The following is a 21,220-nucleotide window of genomic DNA, read 5'->3' as shown; positions in this document are numbered from 1 at the left end:
AGCGTGGTGTTCGAGCAGTTCAACGCACGTCGGCTGGCGGTCGGCGCGGGCGTCGGCCTGCCGCTGATCGCACTCTGGACCGTCCTGCTGAGCGCCACCATCCCGTACGACTTCATGGTGCACTTCATGAGCATGGTGCTGCTCAGCCTGGTCCCGTTCGCGATCGTCTCGTTCATCCTCATCTGGGCCCGTCGTCACCGCTCCCGCCCGTCCCACGCCCACCACTGCTCCGAGTGCGGCCAGCCCATCCGTCACCCCTGACCGCCTTCACCACCCAGCGCACACCGGCGCACCGGCCACGCCGCCCCACCCCAGTGCGTAGGCGACCCCGTTTCCGCACCACACCGCCGACACCGCTGACACCGGCGGCGAAGCGCAGGACAGGCCAGGCCCAGCGGTTGACATCGCAACTCGACCTTGCCTGGCTGGCTGACGCCGCGGGCAAGACTCGGATCCACCGGCGCCACCGCCGGCGAATCCCAAGCCGGCCGGCGCCGCCGGCGGGTCCCGAGCTGACCGGCGCCGCTGGTGGGTCCCGAGCCGGCCGGCGCCGCCGGCGGGTCCCGAGCTGACCGGTGCCGCTGGTGGGTCGTGAGCCGGCCGGTGCCGCTGGTGGGTCGTGAGCTGACCGGTGCCGCTGGTGGGTCGTGAGCTGACCGGTGCCGCTGGTGGGTCGTGAGCCGGCCGGTGCCGCGGGTGGGTCCCGGGCTGACCGGTGCCGCTGGTGGGTGCCGAGCCGGCCGGTGCCGCTGGTGGGTCCCGGGCTGACCGGCGCCGCCGGTGGGTCCCGAGTCGGCCGGTGCCGCCGGCGCCCTTGGCTCGAGTAGTGATCGGGCGCTCCCCGCCCGAAATTTCGCCATATCTCGCCCGCGCTCGACCGCCGCCTCTGCGGAACGCCACCTCACGGCCCCTGAGTGATCAATCAGGTGAGCAAAAGACAGGTCAACTTCGTCATTGGATCTACTTTTTGCTCACCTGATTGATCACTCAGGGCGCCGGGTCCGGATGCGGCCGACCCTGGCGGTCACCTCTTAGCGTCTGAGGAGTGAGCCACCTACTTTATGGCGAAATTTCGGGCACGAAGTGCCCGGCCTGCTCGCCCCACTCGGTTCACAGACTCAGCCAGCTGCCGGGCGCCGCGGCACTGGCCCGCTGGCCCGCTGGCCCGCTGGGGCGTCGGCCCACCGCCCCACCGGGCCGCTGGGGCGTCGGCCCACCGGGCCGCCGGGGCGCTGGGGCGTCGGCCCACCGGGTCACCGGGTCACCGGGCCGCTGGGGCGCCGACCCACCCGGCCCACCGGGCCGCTGGAGCGCCGCGTGCTGGCCCGCTGGCCCGCTGGGCCGCCGCAGCGCGGGGCTGCTGGGAGCGGGAGGGCTGAGGAGCGGGGGCTGTGGGGTGGAGGGGGTCAGGGTTGGATGGCGTCCATGGCGCGGAAGATGCGGACGTCGGAGACCGGGGCGGGGGTGCCGAGCGAGGGGGCGAAGTAGTTGATGCGGAGTTCCTCGATCATCCAGCGGATCTCGGCGATCTCCGCCGCGGCGGGGCGGCCCGGGCGCTGGTTGGCCAGCAGCCACTGGTATTCCTTCTGCACCTCGGCCAGCTGCTTGAGCATCTGGCCGTCGCGCTGCGCGCCCGCGGGCAGCTTCTCCAGCCGCTTCTCGATGCCCTGCAGGTAGCGCACCAGGTCGGGCAGGCGCTGCCAGCCGGTCTCGGTGACGAAACCCTTGTGGATCAGCCCGGCCAGTTGCGCGCGGACGTCGTTGAGTGCCGGGACCACGGCCATCGCGGCCATGCCGCCGCCGGACGCGGCCTTGCCGGTCGCGGCTATCCGTTGCTCGGCTGCGTAGGCCGCGCCCAGGATGCGCTGCACCCAGGAGATCGTGTCGGCCAGTACGTCGCCGACGGCCTGGCGGACCTTGGTGAGCAGCGTGGCGAACGCGGCGGCGTCCCAGGCCGGGCCGCCGAAGTCGGTCATCGCCTTGTCGACCGCGCAGGCCATGATGTCGTCGAGCAGCGCGGCGAAGCTGCCGTGCGGGCTGCGGGCCAGCGCGAGCTTCGTCGAGTTCGGCATGTCGGCGACGAACTTCGCGGGTGCGGGGAGTGCGAGCAGCAGCAGCCGCCGGTTGCCGGCCCGCATCGCACGGGCCTGTTCCGCCTCGGTGTCGAACAACCGCAGGCCGACCGTGCCGCCGTCGTCCGCCAGGGCCGGGAACGCGCGCACGACGTACCCGCGCGACTCCTTCTGGAAGGTTTTCGGCACCGTGCCGACGTCCCAGGTGGTCAGGCCGGTGCGCTCGATGGTGGACGCGGAGGCCGCGAGCACCTGCCGGGTCTGGGGGCGCAGCGCGGTGCGCAGTGCGAGCAGGTCCTTGCCCTCGCGGACGACCTTGCCCTTCTCGTCCACGATCCGGAACGTCATCCGCAGGTGGTCGGGGAGCTTGCCGACCTCCCACGCGTCCGGTGGCACCAGCACGCCGGTGATCCGGCGCAGCTCGCGTTCCAGCGTCTCCAGCAGTGGGCCGTCGGCGGGACCGACGCGTTCCAGCACGGCCCGGGCATGATCCGGCACGGGTACGAAGTTGCGGCGCAGGTTCTTCGGCAGGCCGCGGATCAGCGCGGTCACCAGTTCCTCGCGCAGTCCCGGCACCTGCCAGTCGAACGCGTCCACCGGCACCTGGTTGAGCACCGGCAGCGGGATGCGTACGGTCACGCCGTCCGCCTCGGTGCCCGGCTCGAACTGGTAGGTGAGCGGCAGCGTGAGCCCTTCGACCTCCCACTCGTCCGGGTAGTCGGCCTCGTCCACGCCGCCGGCGCCCGCGTTGATCAGCATCTGCCGGTCGAAGGTCAGCAGGGACGGGTTGGTCCGCGATTCCGTCTTCCACCAGGAGTCGAAGTGCCGGCCGGAGACCACGTCGGCCGGGATGCGCGCGTCGTAGAGCGAGAACAGCGTCTCGTCGTCGACCACGATGTCCCGGCGCCGGGTCTTCTGCTCGAGTTCCTCGACGTCCTCGATCAGTCGCCGGTTCGCGTGGAAGAACTTGTGGTGCGTCTGCCAGTCACCTTCGACCAGCGCGTGCCGGATGAACAACTCGCGGCTCAGCTCCGGGTCGATCCGGCCGTAGTTGACCTTCCGCTGCGCGACGAGCGGCACGCCGTACAGCGTGACCTTCTCCATCGCCATCACGGCGCCCTGCTTCTTCTCCCAGTGCGGCTCGCTGTAGGAGCGCTTGACCAGGTGCGCGGCCAGCGGCTCGACCCACTCCGGTTCGATCTTGGCGGCGACGCGGGCCCAGAGCCGGTTCGTCTCGACCAGTTCCGCGGCCATCACCCAGCGCGGCGACTTCTTGAACAGCGCGGAGCCGGGGGAGAGCACGAACCGGGCGTTGCGCGCGCCGACGTACTCCTGCGGCTTCTCCACGTCCTTGAGCCCGATCTGCGACAGCAGGCCGGTCAGCAGCGACGCGTGCACCTTCTGCGAGTCGAGTCCCTCGCTGTCGAAGGCCCCGCGCGGTACGCCCATCGCCTCCCGCAGCTGCGCGTAGATGTCCTGCCACTCGCGCACCCGCAGGTAGTTCAGGTACTCCTTCTTGCACATCCGGCGGAACGCGCTGCTGGACAGCTCCTTCTGCTTGTCCCGCAGGTAGCGCCACAGGTTCCAGTACGTCAGGAAGTCGGAGTCCTTGTCGGTGAACCGGGCGTGCTGCTGCTGGGCCTGCTGCTGCGCGTCCTGCGGGCGTTCCCGCGGGTCCTGGATGGACAGTGCGGCCGCGATCACCATGACCTCGTGGACGACGCCGTTCTTCTCCGCCTCCAGCACCATCCGGGCCAGCCGCGGGTCGACCGGCAGCGCGGCGAGCCGGCGGCCGAGCGGCGTGAGGCGTTTCGCCGGGTCGAACGCGACCGGGTCGAGCGCGCCCAGCTCCTCCAGCAGGTTGATGCCGTCCTTGACGTTCCGCTTGTCCGGCGGCTCGACGAACGGGAACGCGGCCAGGTCGCCGAGCCCGAGCGCGGTCATCTGCAGGATGACCGAGGCCAGGTTGGTGCGCAGGATCTCCGGGTCGGTGAACTCCGGCCGGGAGAGGAAGTCCTCCTCGGTGTAGAGCCGGATGCAGATGCCCTCGGAGACGCGGCCGCAGCGGCCCTTGCGCTGGTTCGCGCTGGCCTGTGACACCGGCTCGATCGGCAGCCGCTGCACCTTGAGCCGGTGGCTGTACCGGGAGATGCGCGCGGTGCCGGGGTCGACCACGTACTTGATGCCGGGCACGGTCAGCGAGGTCTCGGCGACGTTCGTGGCGAGCACCACGCGGCGGCCCGGGTGCGGTGCGAAGACGCGGTGCTGTTCGGCGACGGAGAGCCGGGCGTACAGCGGCAGGATCTCGGTGTTCTTGAAGTCGGCCTTGGTGAGCGCGTCCGCGGTGTCCCGGATCTCCCGTTCGCCGCTGAGGAAGACCAGGACGTCGCCCGGCCCCTCGCCCTGCAGCTCGCGCACCGCGTCGATGATCGCCGTGGTCTGGTCGCGGTCCGGGTCGGAGTTCTCGTCGTCCGGGTCGACCACCGGCCGGTACCGCACCTCGACCGGATAGGTCCGGCCGGACACCTCGATGATCGGCGCGGGTGTGCCGGAGGCGTCGGAGAAGTGCGTGGCGAACCGCTCCGGGTCGATCGTCGCCGACGTGATCACGACCTTGAGGTCGGGGCGCCGGGGCAGGAGCTGGCGAAGGTAGCCCAGGATGAAGTCGATGTTGAGGCTGCGCTCGTGCGCCTCGTCGATGATCAGCGTGTCGTACTGCGTCAGGTTCCGGTCGTTCTGGATCTCGGCCAGCAGGATGCCGTCCGTCATCAGCTTCACCATCGAGGCGTCGCTGACCTGGTCGCTGAACCGGACCTTGAAGCCGACGGTCTGCCCGAGCCCGGTCTTCAGCTCCTCCGCGATCCGCTCCGCCACGGTCCGTGCCGCGAGCCGGCGCGGCTGGGTGTGGCCGATCAGGCCGCGCACGCCCCGGCCGAGCTCCATGCAGATCTTCGGCAGCTGGGTGGTCTTGCCGGAGCCGGTCTCGCCGGCCACGATCACCACCTGGTGGTCCCGGATCGCGTCGCGGATCTCGTCGCGCAGCGCGCTGACCGGCAGTTGCTCCGGATAGGTGATCTCCGGGCGGCTGTCCGCGCGCGCGGCGATCCGCGCCTCCGCGGTCTCGACCTCCGCGGTGATGTTCGCCAGGACCTTCGCCCGGGACTCCGGGTCGCGGACCTTGCGGACGCCGTCGAGCCGACGGCGCAGCCGCCGCTCGTCGCGGAGCATCAGGTGGGGGAGGCGCTGCTGAAGTGCGGCGGCGGGATTCGTCTGCATACCGCCGTCAAGGATAGGCCGCGGGCCGCGTTTTCCCGACTCGTTTACGGCCGGGCGAACCGGGGAGACGTGCGGTGCGTGTCACAGGAGAGAGACCGCGACGCGCGTCACAGCCGGAGATCACTGAAAAATGCTTCGCCGAGCGTGGCACGCGGTACATAGGCTGGTGAAGATCACCGTTGGGGAGGGGTCATGAGGCGCGGCCCGGCAATGTTCTTCGGAGCCATCGTGGCCTTCGGGCTGGGTCCGGCTGTCTGGATCGGCGGCACGTTCGCGACCGCCGAGGCCGACGCGGTGCCCGGCGAGTCCCCGCGGCCCGTCCCGTCCGTGTCGGTCAGCACGGTCTACGTCGCGGTCGAGCCGTCCGACGAGCCGGCGATGCTGGAGATCGCCGACGCGTGGGTGCCGCCGGCCGTCGTGCCGTCCGCGTCACCGTCCGCGACCGCCTCGGCCACGCCGAGCGGGTCGCCGACGCCGCCGGCCACGAGGAAGCCGCTGATCACGCCGGGGCCGTCGAAGGCCGTGACGCCGCCGCCGTCCAGCCCACCGGTCGAGCACACCACCACGCCGTCGGTGTCCGCCGAGCCGAGCGAGGACGTGCCGGCCGACGCCTGAGTCGAAACGCCGTCGAACGGTTTTGTTGACTCGGCAAACTATTGACACGCGTTTCAGGCGCGTGTGAACCTCTCCTTCTGACCGGTGCGGGAGCCATCGCAGCCGGTGCGGTGCGGGCCCGGGCAAGGCCCACCGCGCCTTCCCCGTGCTCACGCAACCGTCAGTCACCCGCGGTGCGGGTGAGGGAGGACCCCATCCATGCGCAGGAAACTCGCCGGCGCACTCGCCGCCCTGCTCACCGCCGGCACGATGACCGTGGTCATGCCGGTCACCGGCACCGCGAACGCGGCCGTCACCGAGCCGTACACCTGGAAGAACGTCCGGATCGACGGCGGTGGGTTCGTGCCCGGCATCGTCTTCAACCGCACGGAACGAAACCTGATCTACGCGCGTACGGACATCGGCGGCGCGTACCGGTGGAACGAGGCCGGGCGGCGCTGGGTGCCGCTGCTGGACTGGGTCGGCCAGCACAACTGGGGCTGGAACGGCGTGCTCAGCATCGCCACCGACGCGGTCGACCCGAACCGCGTCTACGCGGCCGTCGGCATGTACACGAACTCCTGGGACCCGAACAACGGCGCGATCATCCGCTCGGCCGACCGCGGCGCCACCTGGCAGGTCACGCCGCTGCCGTTCAAGGTGGGCGGCAACATGCCCGGCCGCGGCCAGGGCGAGCGCCTGGCGATCGACCCCAACGACAACCGGGTGCTCTACTTCGGCGCGGAGGACGGCAACGGCCTCTGGCGCTCCACCGACCGGGGCGTCACCTGGGCCGAGGTCACCAGCTTCCCGAACGCGGGCAACTACGCGCAGGACCCGGCGGACCCGAACGGCTACCTCAACCACAACCAGGGCGTCACCTGGGTCACGTTCGACGAGGGCACCGGCACCCGCGGCAACCGGACGCAGGTGATCTACGTCGGCGTCGCGGACAAGGACAACCCCGTCTACCGATCCACCGACGGGGGTACGAGCTGGGAACGCCTGCCCGGCGCGCCGACCGGCTACCTCGCGCACAAGGGCGTGCTGGACACCGTGAACGACCAGCTCTACCTGGCGACCAGCGACACCGGCGGACCGTACGACGGCGGGCACGGCCAGGTCTGGAAGTACGGCACCGCGACCGGCACCTGGACCGACATCTCCCCGGTCCCGGTCACCTCCGCGGACCAGTACTTCGGCTACTCCGGCCTGACGGTCGACCGGCAGGACCCGGACACGCTGATCGTCGGCTCGCAGATCTCCTGGTGGCCGGACGCGATCTTCTGGCGCTCCACGGACGCGGGCGCGACCTGGAGCCGGATCTGGGACTACGCCGGCTACCCGAACCGGGTCAACAAGTACACGATGGACATCTCGTCCGTGCCGTGGCTGGACTTCGGCGAGAATCCGACCGCGCCGGCCCAGACACCGAAGCTCGGCTGGATGAACGAGTCCATCGAGATCGACCCGTTCGACTCCGACCGCATGCTGTACGGCACCGGCGCCACCGTCTACGGCACCACCCAGCTGACGAACTGGGACACCGGCACGCCGTTCACCATCACGCCGTTCGTCGAGGGACTGGAGGAGACCGCGGTCCTCGACCTGGTCAGCCCGCCGACCGGCGCGCCGTTGGTCTCCGCGCTCGGCGACATCGGCGGCTTCCACCACGCGAACCTGGACGCGGTGCCGGCCGCCATGCACCTGTCGCCCACGCTGGGCAGCAACACCGGGCTGGACTTCGCGGAGCTGAACCCGTCCGTGATGGTCCGGGTCGGCAACGTCAACCGCACCGACTACCCGAACGTCAACCGGATCGGCATCTCCACGGACGGCGGCCGCACCTGGTACCAGGGTCAGGAGCCGGCCGGCGTGACGAACGGCGGCAAGGTGGCGATCAGCGCGGACGCCGGCTCGGTGGTGTGGGCGCCGGACGGCACGGCCGTGCACCACTCGACCACGCGCGGCAGCTCGTGGTCGCCGTCGGCCGGCATCCCGGCCGGCGCGAAGGTCGAGGCCGACCGGGTCGACCCGGGCACGTTCTACGGCTGGTCGGCCGGCCGGTTCTACGTCAGCACGGACGGCGGCGCCACGTTCACGGCGTCGTCCGCCACGGTGCCGGCGACCGGGCGGGTCAACCTGAAGGCGGTGGCCGGCGCCGAGGGCCACGTCTGGATCACCGGGGACGAGAGACTGTTCCGGTCCACGGACGCGGGCGCCACGTTCACCCGGGTCGCCACGGTCACGTCGGCGGTCAACGTGGGCTTCGGCAAGGCCGCGCCGGGCGCGTCGTACCAGGCGGTCTACCTGGTCGGCACGGTCGACGGCGTGACCGGCGTGTTCCGCTCGGACAACGCGGGCGGCGCCTGGGTGCGGATCAACGACGACGCGCACCAGTACGGGAACATGGGCGACGCGCTGACCGGCGACCCGCGCGTCTTCGGCCGCGTCTACCTGGGCACGAACGGCCGCGGCATCCTCTACGCGGACCGTGCCCCGACCACGACGCCGACCGCCACGGTCACGCCGACGTCGTCCCCGACCGCGTCCGCGAGCCCGACGACCGGCCCGACCGCCGGTCCCACGGGCAGTCCCACGACCGGTCCCACGGGCAGCCCCGCGCCGGCCGGGTGCTCGGCGGTCTACACCGTCACCGGGCAGTGGACCGGTGGCTTCCAGGGCGAGGTCACGGTGACGAACACCGGCGGTACGGCCACCACCGGCTGGTCGGTGAACTGGACCTTCGCCAACGGTCAGACGATCAGCCAGGCCTGGGGCGGCACCGCCACGCAGAGCGGCGCGGCCGTGTCCGTGCGGAACGCGACCTGGAACGGCGCGCTGGCCCCCGGCGCGTCGGCCACGGCCGGCTTCCTCGGCTCCTGGACCGGCACCAACGCGGTCCCGGCCGCGCTCACCTGCGCCCGCGCCTGACCGTCGCCCGGCTCGTGTTCGAGGCGTCGTCCACGTCGTTCACGCGATGTGGACGACGCCTCGAACCCGGGCGATCACCGGCGCGGCCGCCCCGAGGTCAGTCCTCGTCCTCGGCGCCGGGGATGCTGACCGCGATCTCCTTGCCGAGCCGGTAGCCGAGCCGCAGCTCGAGGTCGTCGCCGGACCAGAAGCTGCCCGGGTCATACCAGTTGGGGCGCTTGCCGGGCGGGAGCAGACCCATCTCCTCGTAGGTGACGGCCACGACCTCGGCGCAGTACGCCTTCTCCAGCTCGTTCTCCTGCGCCTCCTCCTTGCGGAACCGGATGTTGGGCACCCGGCCCTTCGCCCACCGCCAGGCCAGCTGCGCGGTCGACGGGAACGGCGTGCCGTCCAGGCGCGCGATCGTCCGCAGCACCGCGTCCTCCATCTGCCGCGTCACGCCCGGCTCCAGCTGCCGCAGCCAGCCGCGCTGGCCGTACCGCATGCCCCAGACCGTGACCGCCTGCCGCATGTCGTGCAGCTGCACGCCGCGCTGGTGGGTGCCGCTCCACAGGTCGGGCAGCGACCGGCCCAGCTCGGCGTGCCACATCAGGGGCGGCATGTCGTCGATGACCACGCACATGCCCACGTGGTTCACCGGGCTGTTGGTCAGCGTCTGGATGGCACGGTCCGCCGCGCTCCGTCCGCGAAACACCCACATGTCACCCGTACGAGCGAGATCGACTGCTTCGTCCAGGGTGATGCTCGTCCCTTCGGCCATCGAACTACTCTATGTGGATGCAGTGGTCAAAGGTGCGGCAGACCGGCAAGGCTCTCCCCTTCTGGAAGCTCCTCGGCGTGGCCGGTGTCGTCGGCGTGGCCGCGACCGGCATCGTCGTCGCCCGCGCGGAGCGTCGTCGCCGCGCCTACACGCCCGACGAGATCAAGGACCGGCTCCGCGCCCGGCACGCGGAGATCGAGAACCCGTAGGGCGGGCCGCCCGCCACGCCGGAGCCGGTCCTGCCGACAGATTGTTCTACGATTTCGTCGTGGAGGAGTGGGGTACGCGGCTGGCCGGCGATCGGGCGCTGCTCGATCGCGGGAGCACCGCGGAACGCGTGGCGGACATCCTGCGGGACCGGATCACCGAGGGCGTGTTCACGCCCGGGACCCGGCTGAGCGAGGAGAGCCTGCGCGAGGCGCTGGGCGTCTCCCGGAACACGCTGCGCGAGGCGTTCCGGCTGCTGGCGCACGAGGGACTGCTCGAGCACCAGCTCAACCGCGGCGTCTTCGTGCGGTTGCTGACCAGCGCGGACATCCGGGACCTGTACGCGATACGGCGGATCCTGGAGTGCGGCGCGCTGCGCAACCTGGACGCGCTGCCGGTGGAGGCGGCCGACCGGCTCCGGGCCGCGATCGAGACCGCGGACGCGGCGGCGGAACGCGGCGACTGGGGCGCGGTCGGCACCGCGAACATGCGCTTCCACCAGGCGATCGCGGACCTGTCCGGCAGTCGCCGGGTGGCCGAGTCGGTCCGTGCGCTGCTGGCCGAGCTGCGTCTGGTGTTCCTGGTGGTGGCAGACCCGCGGGCGCTGCACGAGCCGTACGTGGCGGGCAACCGTGCGCTCTACGAGCTGCTGGCCGCCGGCGACCTGCGGACGGCCGAGGAGGCGCTGCAGCGGTACTTCGACGACGCGGAGAAGCAGCTGCTGGAGGCCTACGCGGCGGCCGCTCGCTGAGGGTGGGAGGCTGACCCGGAAACCGCAGAGAGGGAGACTCGTGTCCGACGTTCCAGCGATCTTCGCCGCGGCGGTGGCGGCCGATCCGGCCCGCCCGCTGCTGACCTTCTACGACGACGCGACCGGGGAGCGCACCGAGCTGTCCGGCGTGACGCTCGGCAACTGGGTGTCCAAGACCGCGAACCTGCTGGTGGACGGCCTCGGGCTGGGCCCGGGCGACCGCGCGGACCTGCTGCTGCCGACGCACTGGCAGACCGCCGCGATCCTGCTGGCGTCCTGGTCCGCGGGTCTGACGGTGGCGTACCGGCCCTGGTCGACCGCGGGTCTGACCGCGGAAACCGGCGACCCGGACGTGGTTTTCGCCTCGCAGGAGCGGGTGCGCAGCATGCTGGAGGACGTGCCGGCCGCGGACGAGCGGTTCGTGCTGAGCCTGCACCCGTTCGCGATGCCGATGCGCGAGGTGCCGGACGGCTACCGCGACTTCAACGCGGAGGTGCGGGTGTTCGGCGACGTGTTCCGCCCGTCCGCGCTGCCCGCGCCGGACACGCTGGCGACCACGGACGGCACCACGTTCGGCGAGTGGGGCGCGATCGCCGGGCACATCGCGGCCGAGCTGGGCCTGACGCCGGGTGATCGGGTGCTGATCGACGCGAGCCGGTACGAGCAGCCGGTGCAGTGGCTGCTGGCACCGCTGGCCGCCGGGGCGTCGATCGTGCTGGTGGCGAACGCGGACCAGGGGAAGCTGGCCGCGCGCGCGGAGTCGGAGCGGGTCACGAAGGTTCTGTAAAGGCAGCCTTGACGCCGAGTGGGGCGTCAAGGCATCCTTGACAGCATGAAGAACGCACCCGACATGGCGCTGGCCGTCGACCTGACGGCGGCGACCGCGGCCGTCAGCTCGGCCGCCGTCCTCGAGGTCTCCCGCCAGGCCGACGCGCTGCTCGGCGGCCGCAAGGTCCCCGGCGATCCCGGCTGGGAGCAGTGGTCCGGCAGCGACGCCGAGGCCGAGTGGGAGGTCGCCAACCAGCTCCTCCAGCTGCGGTTGAGCCTGGCGGCGAACCTCGATCCGCTGTTCGTCGTGATGGGCCTGCGCCGCTGGGGCGTCACCTGGGAGATGATCGCCAAGGTGGCCGGCACCAGCCGGCAGGCCGCGCACGAGCGGTGGGGCAAGCGGGTCACCGGCATCCTCGACGGGTACGGCACCGGCGAGCTCGGCGGCCCGGTCGCCGACGACGAGAAGGACCTCCGCTAGACCAGCGCCTTGCCCAGATTCTCGACCGCCAGGTACGGGTTGAGGTGCGGGTGCCGGCTGCCGACCGCGACGTCGCGCCAGAAGCGCTGCAACGGGTTCGCCGTGCCGAAGCCGCTCGCACCGTGCAGGTCGAGCAGCAGGTCCACGGCGGCCCGGCAGTCGCGTGCGGCGGACGCCTCCGCCATGTGCAGACGCGGCAGGTCCGCGTGCTCCACCTCGGGGCCGTCCGACGCGGCCGCGACCTCGAGCGCGGTGCGCTCGGCCCGCTCGATCAGGTGGGTGGCGTCCGCCAGCCAGTGCCGGGCGCCGGGCGACTCGCCCATCGACGCGTACCCGGTCATGAACGGTTTGCGGCCGGACGCGAACATGGCGCGCACCGTGTCCAGCGCGCCGCGCGCCCCGCCGATCACCGGGCCGAGCACGCACAGCCCGAAGAACAGCATGTCGTTCACCGCGAACGGCCGGAACGGGAACACCTGCCCGTCCGGGACGACCACCGCGTCCGCGACCACGGTGTGGCTGCCGGTCGCGCGCATGCCGGCCACCCGCCAGGTCCGGTCGATCCGCACGTCGGCGCGCCGCACGTGCGCGAAGTGCGGCACGCCGTCGATCATCAGCGTCACGCCGACCCAGGCCGCGTCCTCGCAGCCGGAGACGTTCGGCCAGGCGCCGGTGATCGTCACCGTGTCCCCGTCGCGGGTGCCGGTGCCGCAGTCCGGCCGGCCCGAGCCGCAGAAGATCGCGTCCGGGTCGGCGAACAGCTCCTTGCGCATCGTCTCGCTCGACATCCGCTTCGCCAGCGTCTTGCTGGTCGCGCTCACGCCGGTCACCCAGGCCGCGGACGGGTCCTCCCGGCCGATCTCGATCAGCCGGCCCAGGAGCGTCTCCGCGCTCGCCTCCTGCCCGCCGTACTCGGCCGGCACCGCGAGCGCGAAGTCGCCGTTCGCGCGCAGCGCCCCGATCGCCTCCTGGGTCAGCCGGTCCCGTGCCTCACTGTCCGCCGCCTGCGCGGCAATGCGTTCGTTGCTCACGATCCCAGCCAATCAGCGACGGTACGGTCCGGCCATGCGCGATCGGACCCGCGGGATACGCGTCTGTGCACCGGATACGCTCGCGGCATGGACGTGATCAGCGAGGCGGTCGAGGATCTGCGGATCGGGCAGGTCTACGGGCGCCGGGCCGAGGTGCCGGCCACGTTCGCCGGCCGGTTCGACGCGTGCGAGGGCGTCGGGTTCCACGTGCTGCTGCGCGGCGAGGGCTGGCTGATCTCCGAGTCGGCCGCACCGGCGCGCATGCGCGCCGGTGACGTCGCGGTGATCCCGCACGGCGCCGCGCACGGGTTCGGCCCGCGGCCGTGCACGCTGGCCGAGCTGCCGCCCGCGCCGATGGGCCTGCAGGCCGCGCCGACCACGCCGACGCCGGTGGACATGATCTGCGGCATCTACCGGCTGGAGCGCGGCGGCAGCATCCACCCGTTCCTCCGCTCGCTGCCGGACGTGCTGCTGATCGCGTCCGACGGCCGGCTGGGCGCGCTGTCCGAGCTGCTCACCGACGACCTGGACAAGCCGCGGGACGGCATGCTCGTCACCCACCGCGCGCTGGTCGACCTGGTGCTCGTGCACGCGCTGCGGCTCTGGCACGCGGAGCACCGGGAGACGGCCCCGGCCTGGGACGCGCTCGCCGACCCGGGCATCGCGGCCGCGCTGCGCGAGATCCACGCCAGCCCGGAGGCGCCGTGGACCGTGGAGCGGCTCAGCCGTACGGCCGGGATGTCGCGGACCGCGTTCACCCGGCGGTTCACCGCGCTGGTCGGCGCGCCGCCGATGACGTACCTGATCGGCCGCCGCCTGCACCAGGGCGCCCAGCTGCTCCGCGAGACGGACGCGCCGCTGGCCGCGATCGCCCGCCGCGTCGGCTACGCCACCGAGTTCGCGTTCGCCGGCGCGTTCCGCCGCGAGTTCGGCATGCCGCCCGGCCGCTTCCGCACCCTCACCGAGCCGCTCCTGCTCCGCCAGGCCGGCTAGGCCGGCTGGGGCGGACCGAGGCGCCGCCCTGGCCGCCGCCTTGGTTACAGCCGTTCAGGCCACCGCCGCTCGGGCGCCGCCCTTCGGGGCGGCCGTTGTTCGGGACTGCTCGGGGCGCTGCGGCTCAGGGTGCCGTGCTCTGGTCCCGGGTGGCCGTGCGCCGGTCCCGGGTGGCCGGGGCCCGGGTGAAGCGGATGGCCGTGCCGGGGCGGGCCTGGGCGAGCCGGTCCACGTCGGACGGGTCCACCACGCCGATCACCGGGTAACCGCCGGTGGTGGGGTGGTCGGCGAGGAAGATCAGCGGCTGGCCGTCCGCCGGCACCTGGATCGCGCCGAGCACCACGCCCTCGCTGGGCAGCTCGCCGTCGATCGCGCGGGTCAGCGCCGGGCCGGTCAGCCGGGCGCCGATCCGGTCGGTCTGCGGCGACACCCGGTAGTCCGCGCCGAGCAGCGTGCGCCACGCGTCCGCGGTGAACCAGTCGTCGCGCGGCCCGGGCCAGACGCGCAGGCGCAGCGCGGCGGGCGGCTGCCGGCGGAGTGCCACGTCGACGCCCGGCGGCAGCGCGGTGGGCGGGCCGACCGGCAGCACGTCGCCGTCGCGCACCGGGCCGGGGCCGAGACCGGAGAGCGTGTCCGTGGACCGGCTGCCCAGCACCGGTGGCACCGCGATGCCGCCGCCCACGGCCAGATAGACGCGCAGGCCGGCGGTGGGGCGACCGATGTCGATCACCGCACCGGCGGGGACCGCCAGCGGCAGCTCCGGGTCGGCCGGCCGGCGGCCGATCGTGACCGGGCCGGGCGCGCCGGTGACCGCGAGCGTCATCGCCCGGTTCGCGCGGGCCCGCAGCCCGCCGAGCGTGATCTCCAGGCCGGCCGCGTCCGGTGGGTTGCCGGCCAGCCGGTTCGCGAGGCGCAGCGCGCCCGCGTCCAGCGCGCCGGACCGGGGCACGCCGAGGTGCGCGAGGCCGGGCCGCCCGAGATCCTGCACGGTCGTCCGTACCCCCGCCTTGATGATCTCCAGGCTCATGTCTCCTCGGCAAAACGGACGATCGTGCCCGGGGTGAGCAGCGCGGGTGGGTCGTTCTCCAGATCGAAGAGCGTCTCCCGGGTACGGCCGATCAGCTGCCAGCCGCCGGGCGACGCCGTGGGGTAGACGCCGCTGTACGGCCCGGCCAGCGCCACGGTCCCGGCCGGCACCCGGGTGCGCGGCGACGCCCGGCGCGGCACGTGGTGACGCGGCCCGAGCCCGGTGAGGTAGGCGAAGCCGGGTGCGAACCCGCAGAACGCCACCCGGAACTCGGTGCCGGTGTGGATCGCGATCACGCCGGCCCGGTCGGTGCCCCAGAGGCGGGCGACGTCGTCCAGGTCCTCCCCGTCGTACCGCGTGCCGATCGTGATCTGGCGCGGTTTCGCCGGTGTGGTGGCGCCGGCCGACAGGTCCTGGGGGAGCAGCCGGAACACCCGGTCCGGGTCGGGGACGCCGTCCAGCAGCACGGTCCGGGCGGCCGGGACGATCTCCGCCGCGGTCAGCTCGCCGCGGTCACGCAGGTCGGTGAGCAGGTCGTATGCGGCGGAAACCGCGTCGTCCCCGGGAAGCTCGATCAATATGGCCGACGGTCCGGCCCGACGCGCGTGCATGACGTTGCCCCATCTGTCGGTTTACACCATCTTCATATTGAGGAATTGCTCAATCGTTCTACGATTTCCTACAGTGTGGCATACGGCACAACGCATCCGCGATCCGTAGGAGCCCGTCATGACGACGACCCGCAATCCGAAGGAAGCCCGACGCGTCATCATCGCCAGCCTCGTCGGCACCTCGCTGGAGTGGTACGACTTCTTCCTCTACGCCTCCGCCGCCGCCCTGGTCTTCGGCAAGCTGTTCTTCCCGACGTTCGAGCCGCTCACCGGCACGCTGCTGGCGTTCACGACGTACGCGGTGGGCTTCGTCGCGCGGCCGCTCGGCGGCATCGTCTTCGGCCACTTCGGCGATCGCTACGGCCGGAAGGGGGTGCTGGTCGTCACGCTCGTCCTGATGGGCGGCGCCACGTTTCTCATCGGGCTGCTGCCGACCTACGCCACCATCGGCGTCGCCGCGCCGGTCCTCCTGGTGTCCATGCGATTCCTGCAGGGCCTCGGCCTCGGCGGCGAGTGGGGCGGCGCGGTCGTGATGTCACTGGAGCACGGCGACCCGGCCCGGCGCGGCCTCTCCGCGTCCTGGCCGCAGGTCGGCGTGCCGGCCGGCAACCTGCTCGCGTCCGGCGTGCTCTGGGTGCTGTCCGTCACGCTGTCCGAGGCGGCGTTCCTCGGCTGGGGCTGGCGCATCCCGTTCCTGCTGTCCGGGCTGCTGGTGCTGGTCGGGCTGTGGATCCGGGTGTCGGTCAGCGAGTCGCCCTCGTTCGCCGCGGTCGAGGCGCACGGTGTGAAGCCGCGCCTGCCGCTGGTCGAGGTGCTGCGCCGGCACCCGCGCGGCCTGCTCGTCGCGATGGCCGCCCGGATCGGCACCGACGTCGCGTTCTACACCTTCAGCCTGTATGTGCTCACCTACGTCACCGGCACGGTCGGGCTGCCGCGCACGGTCGCGCTGACCGGTGTGCTGGTCGCGTCCGGCCTGCAGTTGCTGCTCATCCCGCTGTCCGGCGCGCTCTCCGACCGGTACGGCCGCCGCCCGGTCTACGCGGCCGGCGCGGTCGCGGCCGCGGTCTGGGCGTTCGCGTTCTTCCCGCTGCTGGACACCGGGAACACCGTGGTCATCGTGCTCACCGTGGTGGTCGCGCTGGCCACGCACGCGGTCATGTACGGTCCGCAGGCCGCGTTCGTCGCGGAGATGTTCTCCACCCGGCTGCGCTACTCCGGCGCCTCGATGGGCTACCAGATCGCCGGCATCTTCGGTGGCGCGCTCGCCCCGATCATCGCGATCCAGCTGGTCCGGTCCACCGGCGGCGCGTTCGCGGTCTCGGTCTACGTCGCGGCCGCCCTGGTCCTCACGCTCGTCGCGCTGGCCTTCGCGCCGGAGACCTCGCGCCTGCCGTCCCTCGACGACGAGCCCGTCCCGCCGAAGTCCCCGCTCCCGGCCTGACGGTCACCTCCCCGGTGCCTCCGCGCGAGGCATCGGGGGATCGGCCGGGATCGGGTCCGCGCCCGCCGTGAGCCGGTCGCCGGCCACGCCGGTCAGGCGGCGATCGTCACCGGTGCGGGCCGGCGGCGGGCGGCCGGGACGACCAGCGGGGTGCCGGACTCGGGGTCGGGCACGACGCGGCACTGCAGGTCGAAGACGGTCTGGACCAGCTCGGCCGTGATGATGTCGGCCGGGGCGCCCTGGGCCACGATCGCGCCGTCCCGCATGGCGATCAGGTGGGTCGCGTACCGGCAGGCCTGGTTGAGGTCGTGCAGCACCGCGACCAGGGTGCGGCCGGTCTCCTGCAGGTCGGCGCAGAGGTCCAGCACCTCGATCTGGTGCGTGATGTCCAGGAACGTGGTCGGCTCGTCCAGCAGCAGGATGTCGGTCTGCTGGGCCAGCGCCATCGCCAGCCACACGCGCTGCCGTTGGCCGCCGGAGAGCTCGTCGACCACGCGGCCGGACAGCTCGGAGACGCCGGTCGCGGCCATCGCCTCGGCCACCACCCGCTCGTCCTCACGGGACCACTGGCGCAGCAGGCGCTGGTGCGGGAAGCGGCCGCGGCCGACCAGGTCGGCGACCGTGATGCCGTCCGGCGCGATCGAGGTCTGCGGGAGCAGGCCGAGCCGGCGAGCGACCTCCTTCGCCGGGTACGCCCCGATGCCCTTGCCGTCCAGCAGCACCGTGCCAGTCTTCGGCTTGAGCATGCGGGAGAGCGCGCGGAGCAGCGTGGACTTGCCGCACGCGTTCGGGCCGACGATCACGGTGAACGAGTTGTCCGGGATGTCCACACTCAGGTCGGTGGCGACCGTGCGTGCGTCATACGCCAGCGTCAGCCCTTCGGCACGCAGTCTGCTCACGATCAGCCTCCCGGAACATGAACTCAGGTGAGGCTAGCCTAACGAACGGCGGCGGAGGATCGCGATCAACCTCCGGGCGTCGGTCGACGGGGAGAGCGTGACCAGCTCCCAGCCGTACGCGTCGAGGTGCTCCACCGCGGCCATCAGCCGGGCCAGCCGCTCCGGCTCGACCGTCCCGTCGGACAGCACGGCCAGGTGCCGGTAGTGGTAGGCGCGCAGGTCCGCACGCCCCTCCAGCACCGCGCCGGCCGACACCTGACGGGTCGCGACGATCTCCTCGGGGGTCTGCCGGCTCGCCATGGTCCACACAGTAGTGACCGGCGATCAGGATCAGAAGGTTCCTTGCCATGCCACCCCTCGCACCCTTAGGTTAGGGTCGCCTAAGCTCACGCCGAACGTGAGGGCGATCGATGCGTGTGGCCGCCTTCCGGAGTGGAGCGAGAGGGGTCCGGCGGATGAGTCGCGAGGTCACCGAGGGTCTGGCGGAGGCAGTGGTCGCGGCCGGGGCGCCACCGGCGCCGCTGCTGTCCGCGCCGTGGTCGCTGCGCCCGGTCGTCACGGACGACGACGTCGCGCTGGTCGCGCGGTGGATGGCCGAGCCGCACGTGGAGCTGTTCTGGGAGCAGGCCTGGCCGGTCGCGCGGTGGCGGGCCGCGATCGACGATCAGCACGGTGGCGACTACTCCCGGCCCTACCTGGTGTCGCACCACGGCGCGCCGCTGGCCTATGTGGAGATCTACCGGGTGGCGCGCGACGTGGTCGGCCTGCAGTACGACGCGGGCGCGCACGACCTGGGCATCCACCTGGCGCTCGGCGAGCTGTCGTCGACCGGGCGCGGACTGGGCCGGGCCATGGTGCGCGCGGTCGTGGACGGGCTGTTCGCCGCGGATCCACGGTGTGCCGTGGTGGTCGCGGACCCGGACGAGCGGCACGCGATGGCGCGGCGGATGTTCGCCGGGGCCGGGTTCGCGCTGTGGGACGTGCGGGACCTCGGGCACAAGCGAGCCGCGATCCTGCGGTACGAGCGCCCCGCCGCATATATGTAGATATAGGTCACATTGACGGCCTTTACCATGACGTTTTGTTAGGTTAGCCTTACCTCACCGAACGAGCCGGATCGTGTACTCACCGTGGTGTCCCGGCCGTACCAGAGAAGGGCCTCTGCCTGTGAGCGTCGCGAGGGAACCGGAAGTCCCGGTCTACGACCTGGTCGGGATCGGATTTGGCCCGTCGAACCTGGCGCTCGCCGTCGCGGTTCAGGAACACAACGACGGCGTGCCGCCCGGCGAGGCACTGCGCGCGGTGTTCCTGGAGCGGCAGAGCGCCTTCGGCTGGCACCGCGGCATGCTGTTCGAGGACGCCACCATGCAGGTCTCCTTCCTCAAGGACCTGGTCACGCTGCGCAATCCGGCCAGCGACTTCAGCTTCGTGTCGTACCTGCACCAGCGCGGCCGGCTGGTCGACTTCGTCAACCACAAGACGCTGTTCCCGCTGCGCGTGGAGTTCCACGACTACCTGTCCTGGGCCGCGGAGCGGATGCGTCACCTGGTGGCGTACGACGCCGAGGTCACCGACGTGCTGCCGGTGCACGACGAGTCCGGCGAGGTGGTCTGCTTCGACGTGGTGGCGCGCGACGGCGTGCGCCGCGCCCGCAACGTGGTGATCGCGCTGGGCCTGGAGCTCAGCCTGCCGCCGGAGGCGGTGCTCTCCGCGCGCGTCTGGCACAACCTGGACCTGCTGTCCCGGCTGGCCGAGCTGCCGGCCGCGGAGCCGCGCCGGTTCGTGGTGGTCGGCGCCGGGCAGAGCGCGGCCGAGGTGGTCGGCCACCTGCACGAGCGCTACCCGTCCGCGGAGGTCTGCTCGGTCTTCTACCGGTACGGCTACAGTCCGGCCGACGACAGCTCGTTCGCGAACCGGATCTTCGACCCGGACGCGGTGGACCTGTACTACCACGCGCCGGCGGACGTGAAGCGCATGCTCTTCGACTACCACCGGAACACGAATTACTCCGTGGTGGACATCGACCTGATCGACGACCTCTACCGGCGCGTCTACCGGGAGAAGGTGCTCGGTCGCGAGCGGCTGCGCATGCTGAACGCGTCCCGGGTCGCCGAGGTGGTCCCGCGGGAGGACGGCGTCACGGTCACGGTCGAGTCGATGCCGACCGGCGACCGGGAGACGCTCGACGCGGACGTGCTGGTCTACGCGACCGGCTACCGTCCGGTGGACGCGGTGAAGCTGCTCGGCACGGCCGGGCCGCTCGCCCGCCGTACCGCTGAGGGGCTGATCGAGGTCGACCGCGACTACCGGGTGGCGACCGGGTCCGGCGTCCGGGCCGGCATCTACCTGCAGGGCGGCACCGAGCACGTGCACGGCATCACGTCCACGCTGCTGTCCAACGTGGCGATCCGGTCCGGCGAGATCGTCCGGGCGGTGGCGGCCACGCCGCGCACCGGCGCGGTCAAGCCGCTGGCACTGGTGCGGGGGGCCTGATGGGGATGCTGAGCCTCGAGCGGATCCGGGCGGACGTGGCCGAGTCGCTCGGCGAGAGCCCGGCCGACCTGACCGACGACGAGAACCTGCTCGACCGCGGCCTGGACTCGATCCGGATCATGACGCTGGTCGAGAAGTGGCGGCGGGACGGATACCGGGCCGACTACCTCGACCTGGCGGAGAACCCCACCGTGGCGGGCTGGCAGTCGGTCCTGCGGAGTTCGTGAGAACACCGAGGGCGCCCCGCCACGGCGGGGCGCCCTCGGTCGTCACTCAGTCGTTCAGGCCGACCGGGGTCCGGTCACCGGTGTAGATCGCGACGACCTCGTCGGCGTCGTCGATCTCGTCCTCGGCCGGGCGCTCCGCCAGCGACCGGCGCGCGGCGACACTCACCGCGAAGCCCGCCACCACGCCGAGCACGGCCGCGCCCGCGATCAGCGTCCAGGGCAGTGCCGGACGACGACCGGCGAGCGCGTCCAGTGCGCCCTGCGCGCGGTACTTCGCCTCGTTGGTCGCCGCGCCGATCGTGCCGGCCGCGGAGCTCACCGAGGTGCTCACCGTGCTGCGCGTGCTGCCGGCCAGGTCTCCGGCCGACTCCATCGTGTGCTTGAGGTAGTCCCAGGCCTGCTGGGTCGCCCTCTCGGTCTTGGTCTTGCGGTGAAGCAGGTTGGTTCCCATGAAGCTCTACCTCCTCCAGGTCCGTGCCGGCCACCAGAGAAAGCGGCGTCCGTGCAACTCATCTGCGACTCGGGTTGGAGGTGCCCCCGGAGCGGGGTGGGCAAACCCGTACGCGTCGATTCGGCCCACCGGTGTGCCCCGTCACGTATGCCCAGGTCTCCGCGGAGGGCCGGGGCGCGGGTGGCTACGTTGGGGGTCGGTTCC

Annotated in this window: 20 protein-coding genes; 12 read left to right on the top strand and 8 right to left on the bottom strand. The window is 72.2% G+C overall.

Translation table 11 applies throughout. From position 1 onward, the window contains the following. Positions 1 to 3 precede the first annotated feature (3 nt). A complete protein-coding gene (locus J2S44_RS10540; protein WP_310411354.1) occupies positions 4 to 261 on the top strand; it encodes a hypothetical protein in 258 nt (85 codons plus the stop codon). A 1,145-nt stretch (positions 262 to 1,406) separates the two neighbouring features. Here the strand turns inward: J2S44_RS10540 and hrpA are convergent. Next, positions 1,407 to 5,348, bottom strand: a complete 3,942-nt coding sequence (gene hrpA, locus J2S44_RS10535; protein ID WP_310411351.1) for an ATP-dependent RNA helicase HrpA — start codon at positions 5,346 to 5,348, stop codon at positions 1,407 to 1,409. A 192-nt stretch (positions 5,349 to 5,540) separates the two neighbouring features. Between hrpA and J2S44_RS10530 the strand changes: the two genes are divergently transcribed. Continuing rightward, positions 5,541 to 5,963, top strand: coding sequence for a hypothetical protein (locus J2S44_RS10530; RefSeq protein ID WP_310411348.1), 423 nt, complete (start codon positions 5,541 to 5,543; stop codon positions 5,961 to 5,963). A 198-nt stretch (positions 5,964 to 6,161) separates the two neighbouring features. Continuing rightward, entirely contained in the window at positions 6,162 to 8,876 is a 2,715-nt protein-coding gene (locus J2S44_RS10525) for a cellulose binding domain-containing protein (RefSeq protein WP_310411345.1), read from the top strand. A gap of 97 nt (positions 8,877 to 8,973) precedes the next feature. Here J2S44_RS10525 and J2S44_RS10520 read toward each other — a convergent pair whose 3' ends face one another. Beyond that, positions 8,974 to 9,636 (bottom strand): hypothetical protein, encoded by a 663-nt coding sequence (locus J2S44_RS10520; RefSeq protein ID WP_310411342.1) that lies wholly within the window; start codon positions 9,634 to 9,636, stop codon positions 8,974 to 8,976. A 17-nt stretch (positions 9,637 to 9,653) separates the two neighbouring features. Between J2S44_RS10520 and J2S44_RS10515 the strand changes: the two genes are divergently transcribed. The 4 genes from J2S44_RS10515 to J2S44_RS10500 are packed head-to-tail and all read left to right on the top strand — an operon-like array spanning position 9,654 to position 11,843. Beyond that, positions 9,654 to 9,845, top strand: coding sequence for a hypothetical protein (locus J2S44_RS10515; protein WP_310411339.1), 192 nt, complete (start codon positions 9,654 to 9,656; stop codon positions 9,843 to 9,845). A 59-nt stretch (positions 9,846 to 9,904) separates the two neighbouring features. Further along, complete coding sequence (locus J2S44_RS10510; RefSeq protein ID WP_310411336.1) at positions 9,905 to 10,594, top strand: GntR family transcriptional regulator; 690 nt, start codon at positions 9,905 to 9,907, stop codon at positions 10,592 to 10,594. Positions 10,595 to 10,634: 40 nt separating this feature from the next. Continuing rightward, positions 10,635 to 11,381: a TIGR03089 family protein gene (locus tag J2S44_RS10505; RefSeq protein WP_310411333.1), complete on the top strand. Its 747-nt coding sequence runs from the start codon at positions 10,635 to 10,637 to the stop codon at positions 11,379 to 11,381. A gap of 45 nt (positions 11,382 to 11,426) precedes the next feature. Then, positions 11,427 to 11,843 (top strand): hypothetical protein, encoded by a 417-nt coding sequence (locus J2S44_RS10500; protein ID WP_310411330.1) that lies wholly within the window; start codon positions 11,427 to 11,429, stop codon positions 11,841 to 11,843. On the opposite strand, the gene J2S44_RS10495 is transcribed toward J2S44_RS10500, so the two are convergent. After that, positions 11,840 to 12,874, bottom strand: a complete 1,035-nt coding sequence (locus J2S44_RS10495; protein WP_310411327.1) for an acyl-CoA dehydrogenase family protein — start codon at positions 12,872 to 12,874, stop codon at positions 11,840 to 11,842. The two genes, J2S44_RS10500 and J2S44_RS10495, sit on opposite strands and share 4 nt — an antisense overlap. An 87-nt stretch (positions 12,875 to 12,961) precedes the next feature. On the opposite strand from J2S44_RS10495, the gene J2S44_RS10490 reads away from it, so the two are divergent. Next, entirely contained in the window at positions 12,962 to 13,867 is a 906-nt protein-coding gene (locus J2S44_RS10490) for an AraC family transcriptional regulator (RefSeq protein WP_310411324.1), read from the top strand. Between the two features lie 124 nt (positions 13,868 to 13,991). Here J2S44_RS10490 and J2S44_RS10485 read toward each other — a convergent pair whose 3' ends face one another. Continuing rightward, positions 13,992 to 14,894 carry a 5-oxoprolinase subunit C family protein gene (locus J2S44_RS10485; protein ID WP_310411321.1) on the bottom strand — a complete coding sequence of 301 codons (903 nt, stop codon included), beginning with the start codon at positions 14,892 to 14,894 and terminating at the stop codon, positions 13,992 to 13,994. Further along, the gene (locus tag J2S44_RS10480) at positions 14,891 to 15,472 is read right to left on the bottom strand and encodes a 5-oxoprolinase subunit B family protein (protein ID WP_310411319.1); all 582 of its coding nucleotides are present in this window, start codon (positions 15,470 to 15,472) and stop codon (positions 14,891 to 14,893) included. Before J2S44_RS10480 ends, J2S44_RS10485 begins: the two co-directional genes overlap by 4 nt. Positions 15,473 to 15,623: 151 nt before the next feature. Here J2S44_RS10480 and J2S44_RS10475 point away from each other — a divergent pair, with 151 nt between their 5' ends. Beyond that, a complete protein-coding gene (locus J2S44_RS10475; protein ID WP_310411315.1) occupies positions 15,624 to 16,946 on the top strand; it encodes an MFS transporter in 1,323 nt (440 codons plus the stop codon). 92 nt (positions 16,947 to 17,038) lie between these two features. Here the strand turns inward: J2S44_RS10475 and J2S44_RS10470 are convergent, their stop codons facing one another. Together J2S44_RS10470 and J2S44_RS10465 are read right to left on the bottom strand one after the other, a co-directional pair. Then, positions 17,039 to 17,848, bottom strand: a complete 810-nt coding sequence (locus J2S44_RS10470; RefSeq protein ID WP_310429579.1) for an ABC transporter ATP-binding protein — start codon at positions 17,846 to 17,848, stop codon at positions 17,039 to 17,041. A 30-nt stretch (positions 17,849 to 17,878) separates the two neighbouring features. After that, positions 17,879 to 18,145 (bottom strand): transcriptional regulator, encoded by a 267-nt coding sequence (locus J2S44_RS10465; RefSeq protein WP_310411312.1) that lies wholly within the window; start codon positions 18,143 to 18,145, stop codon positions 17,879 to 17,881. Positions 18,146 to 18,300: 155 nt separating this feature from the next. On the opposite strand from J2S44_RS10465, the gene J2S44_RS10460 reads away from it, so the two are divergent. From J2S44_RS10460 to J2S44_RS10450, 3 genes are all read left to right on the top strand, one after another. Continuing rightward, complete coding sequence (locus J2S44_RS10460) at positions 18,301 to 18,891, top strand: GNAT family N-acetyltransferase (RefSeq protein WP_310411309.1); 591 nt, start codon at positions 18,301 to 18,303, stop codon at positions 18,889 to 18,891. Positions 18,892 to 19,012: 121 nt separating this feature from the next. Further along, a complete protein-coding gene (locus J2S44_RS10455; RefSeq protein WP_310411306.1) occupies positions 19,013 to 20,338 on the top strand; it encodes a lysine N(6)-hydroxylase/L-ornithine N(5)-oxygenase family protein in 1,326 nt (441 codons plus the stop codon). Next, entirely contained in the window at positions 20,338 to 20,565 is a 228-nt protein-coding gene (locus J2S44_RS10450; RefSeq protein WP_310411303.1) for a phosphopantetheine-binding protein, read from the top strand. The genes J2S44_RS10455 and J2S44_RS10450 overlap by 1 nt, the downstream gene beginning before the upstream one ends. A gap of 46 nt (positions 20,566 to 20,611) precedes the next feature. Here J2S44_RS10450 and J2S44_RS10445 read toward each other — a convergent pair whose 3' ends face one another. Further along, entirely contained in the window at positions 20,612 to 21,016 is a 405-nt protein-coding gene (locus tag J2S44_RS10445) for a hypothetical protein (RefSeq protein ID WP_310411300.1), read from the bottom strand. Positions 21,017 to 21,220 lie beyond the last annotated feature (204 nt).

This window comes from Catenuloplanes niger (assembly GCF_031458255.1).
Taxonomy (GTDB): domain Bacteria; phylum Actinomycetota; class Actinomycetes; order Mycobacteriales; family Micromonosporaceae; genus Catenuloplanes; species Catenuloplanes niger.
Note: the sequence above shows the minus strand (reverse complement) of the source record. Positions and strands in the feature narration are given on the sequence as shown.

Coding starts and splice junctions, on each gene's coding strand:
- hrpA (WP_310411351.1), bottom strand. CDS start 5,348: ATGCAGACGAATCCCGCCGCCGCACTTCAGCAGCGCCTCCCCCACCTG.
- J2S44_RS10530 (WP_310411348.1), top strand. CDS start 5,541: ATGAGGCGCGGCCCGGCAATGTTCTTCGGAGCCATCGTGGCCTTCGGG.
- J2S44_RS10525 (WP_310411345.1), top strand. CDS start 6,162: ATGCGCAGGAAACTCGCCGGCGCACTCGCCGCCCTGCTCACCGCCGGC.
- J2S44_RS10520 (WP_310411342.1), bottom strand. CDS start 9,636: ATGGCCGAAGGGACGAGCATCACCCTGGACGAAGCAGTCGATCTCGCT.
- J2S44_RS10515 (WP_310411339.1), top strand. CDS start 9,654: ATGCAGTGGTCAAAGGTGCGGCAGACCGGCAAGGCTCTCCCCTTCTGG.
- J2S44_RS10500 (WP_310411330.1), top strand. CDS start 11,427: ATGAAGAACGCACCCGACATGGCGCTGGCCGTCGACCTGACGGCGGCG.
- J2S44_RS10490 (WP_310411324.1), top strand. CDS start 12,962: ATGGACGTGATCAGCGAGGCGGTCGAGGATCTGCGGATCGGGCAGGTC.
- J2S44_RS10485 (WP_310411321.1), bottom strand. CDS start 14,894: ATGAGCCTGGAGATCATCAAGGCGGGGGTACGGACGACCGTGCAGGAT.
- J2S44_RS10475 (WP_310411315.1), top strand. CDS start 15,624: ATGACGACGACCCGCAATCCGAAGGAAGCCCGACGCGTCATCATCGCC.
- J2S44_RS10465 (WP_310411312.1), bottom strand. CDS start 18,145: ATGGCGAGCCGGCAGACCCCCGAGGAGATCGTCGCGACCCGTCAGGTG.
- J2S44_RS10460 (WP_310411309.1), top strand. CDS start 18,301: ATGAGTCGCGAGGTCACCGAGGGTCTGGCGGAGGCAGTGGTCGCGGCC.
- J2S44_RS10450 (WP_310411303.1), top strand. CDS start 20,338: ATGGGGATGCTGAGCCTCGAGCGGATCCGGGCGGACGTGGCCGAGTCG.
- J2S44_RS10445 (WP_310411300.1), bottom strand. CDS start 21,016: ATGGGAACCAACCTGCTTCACCGCAAGACCAAGACCGAGAGGGCGACC.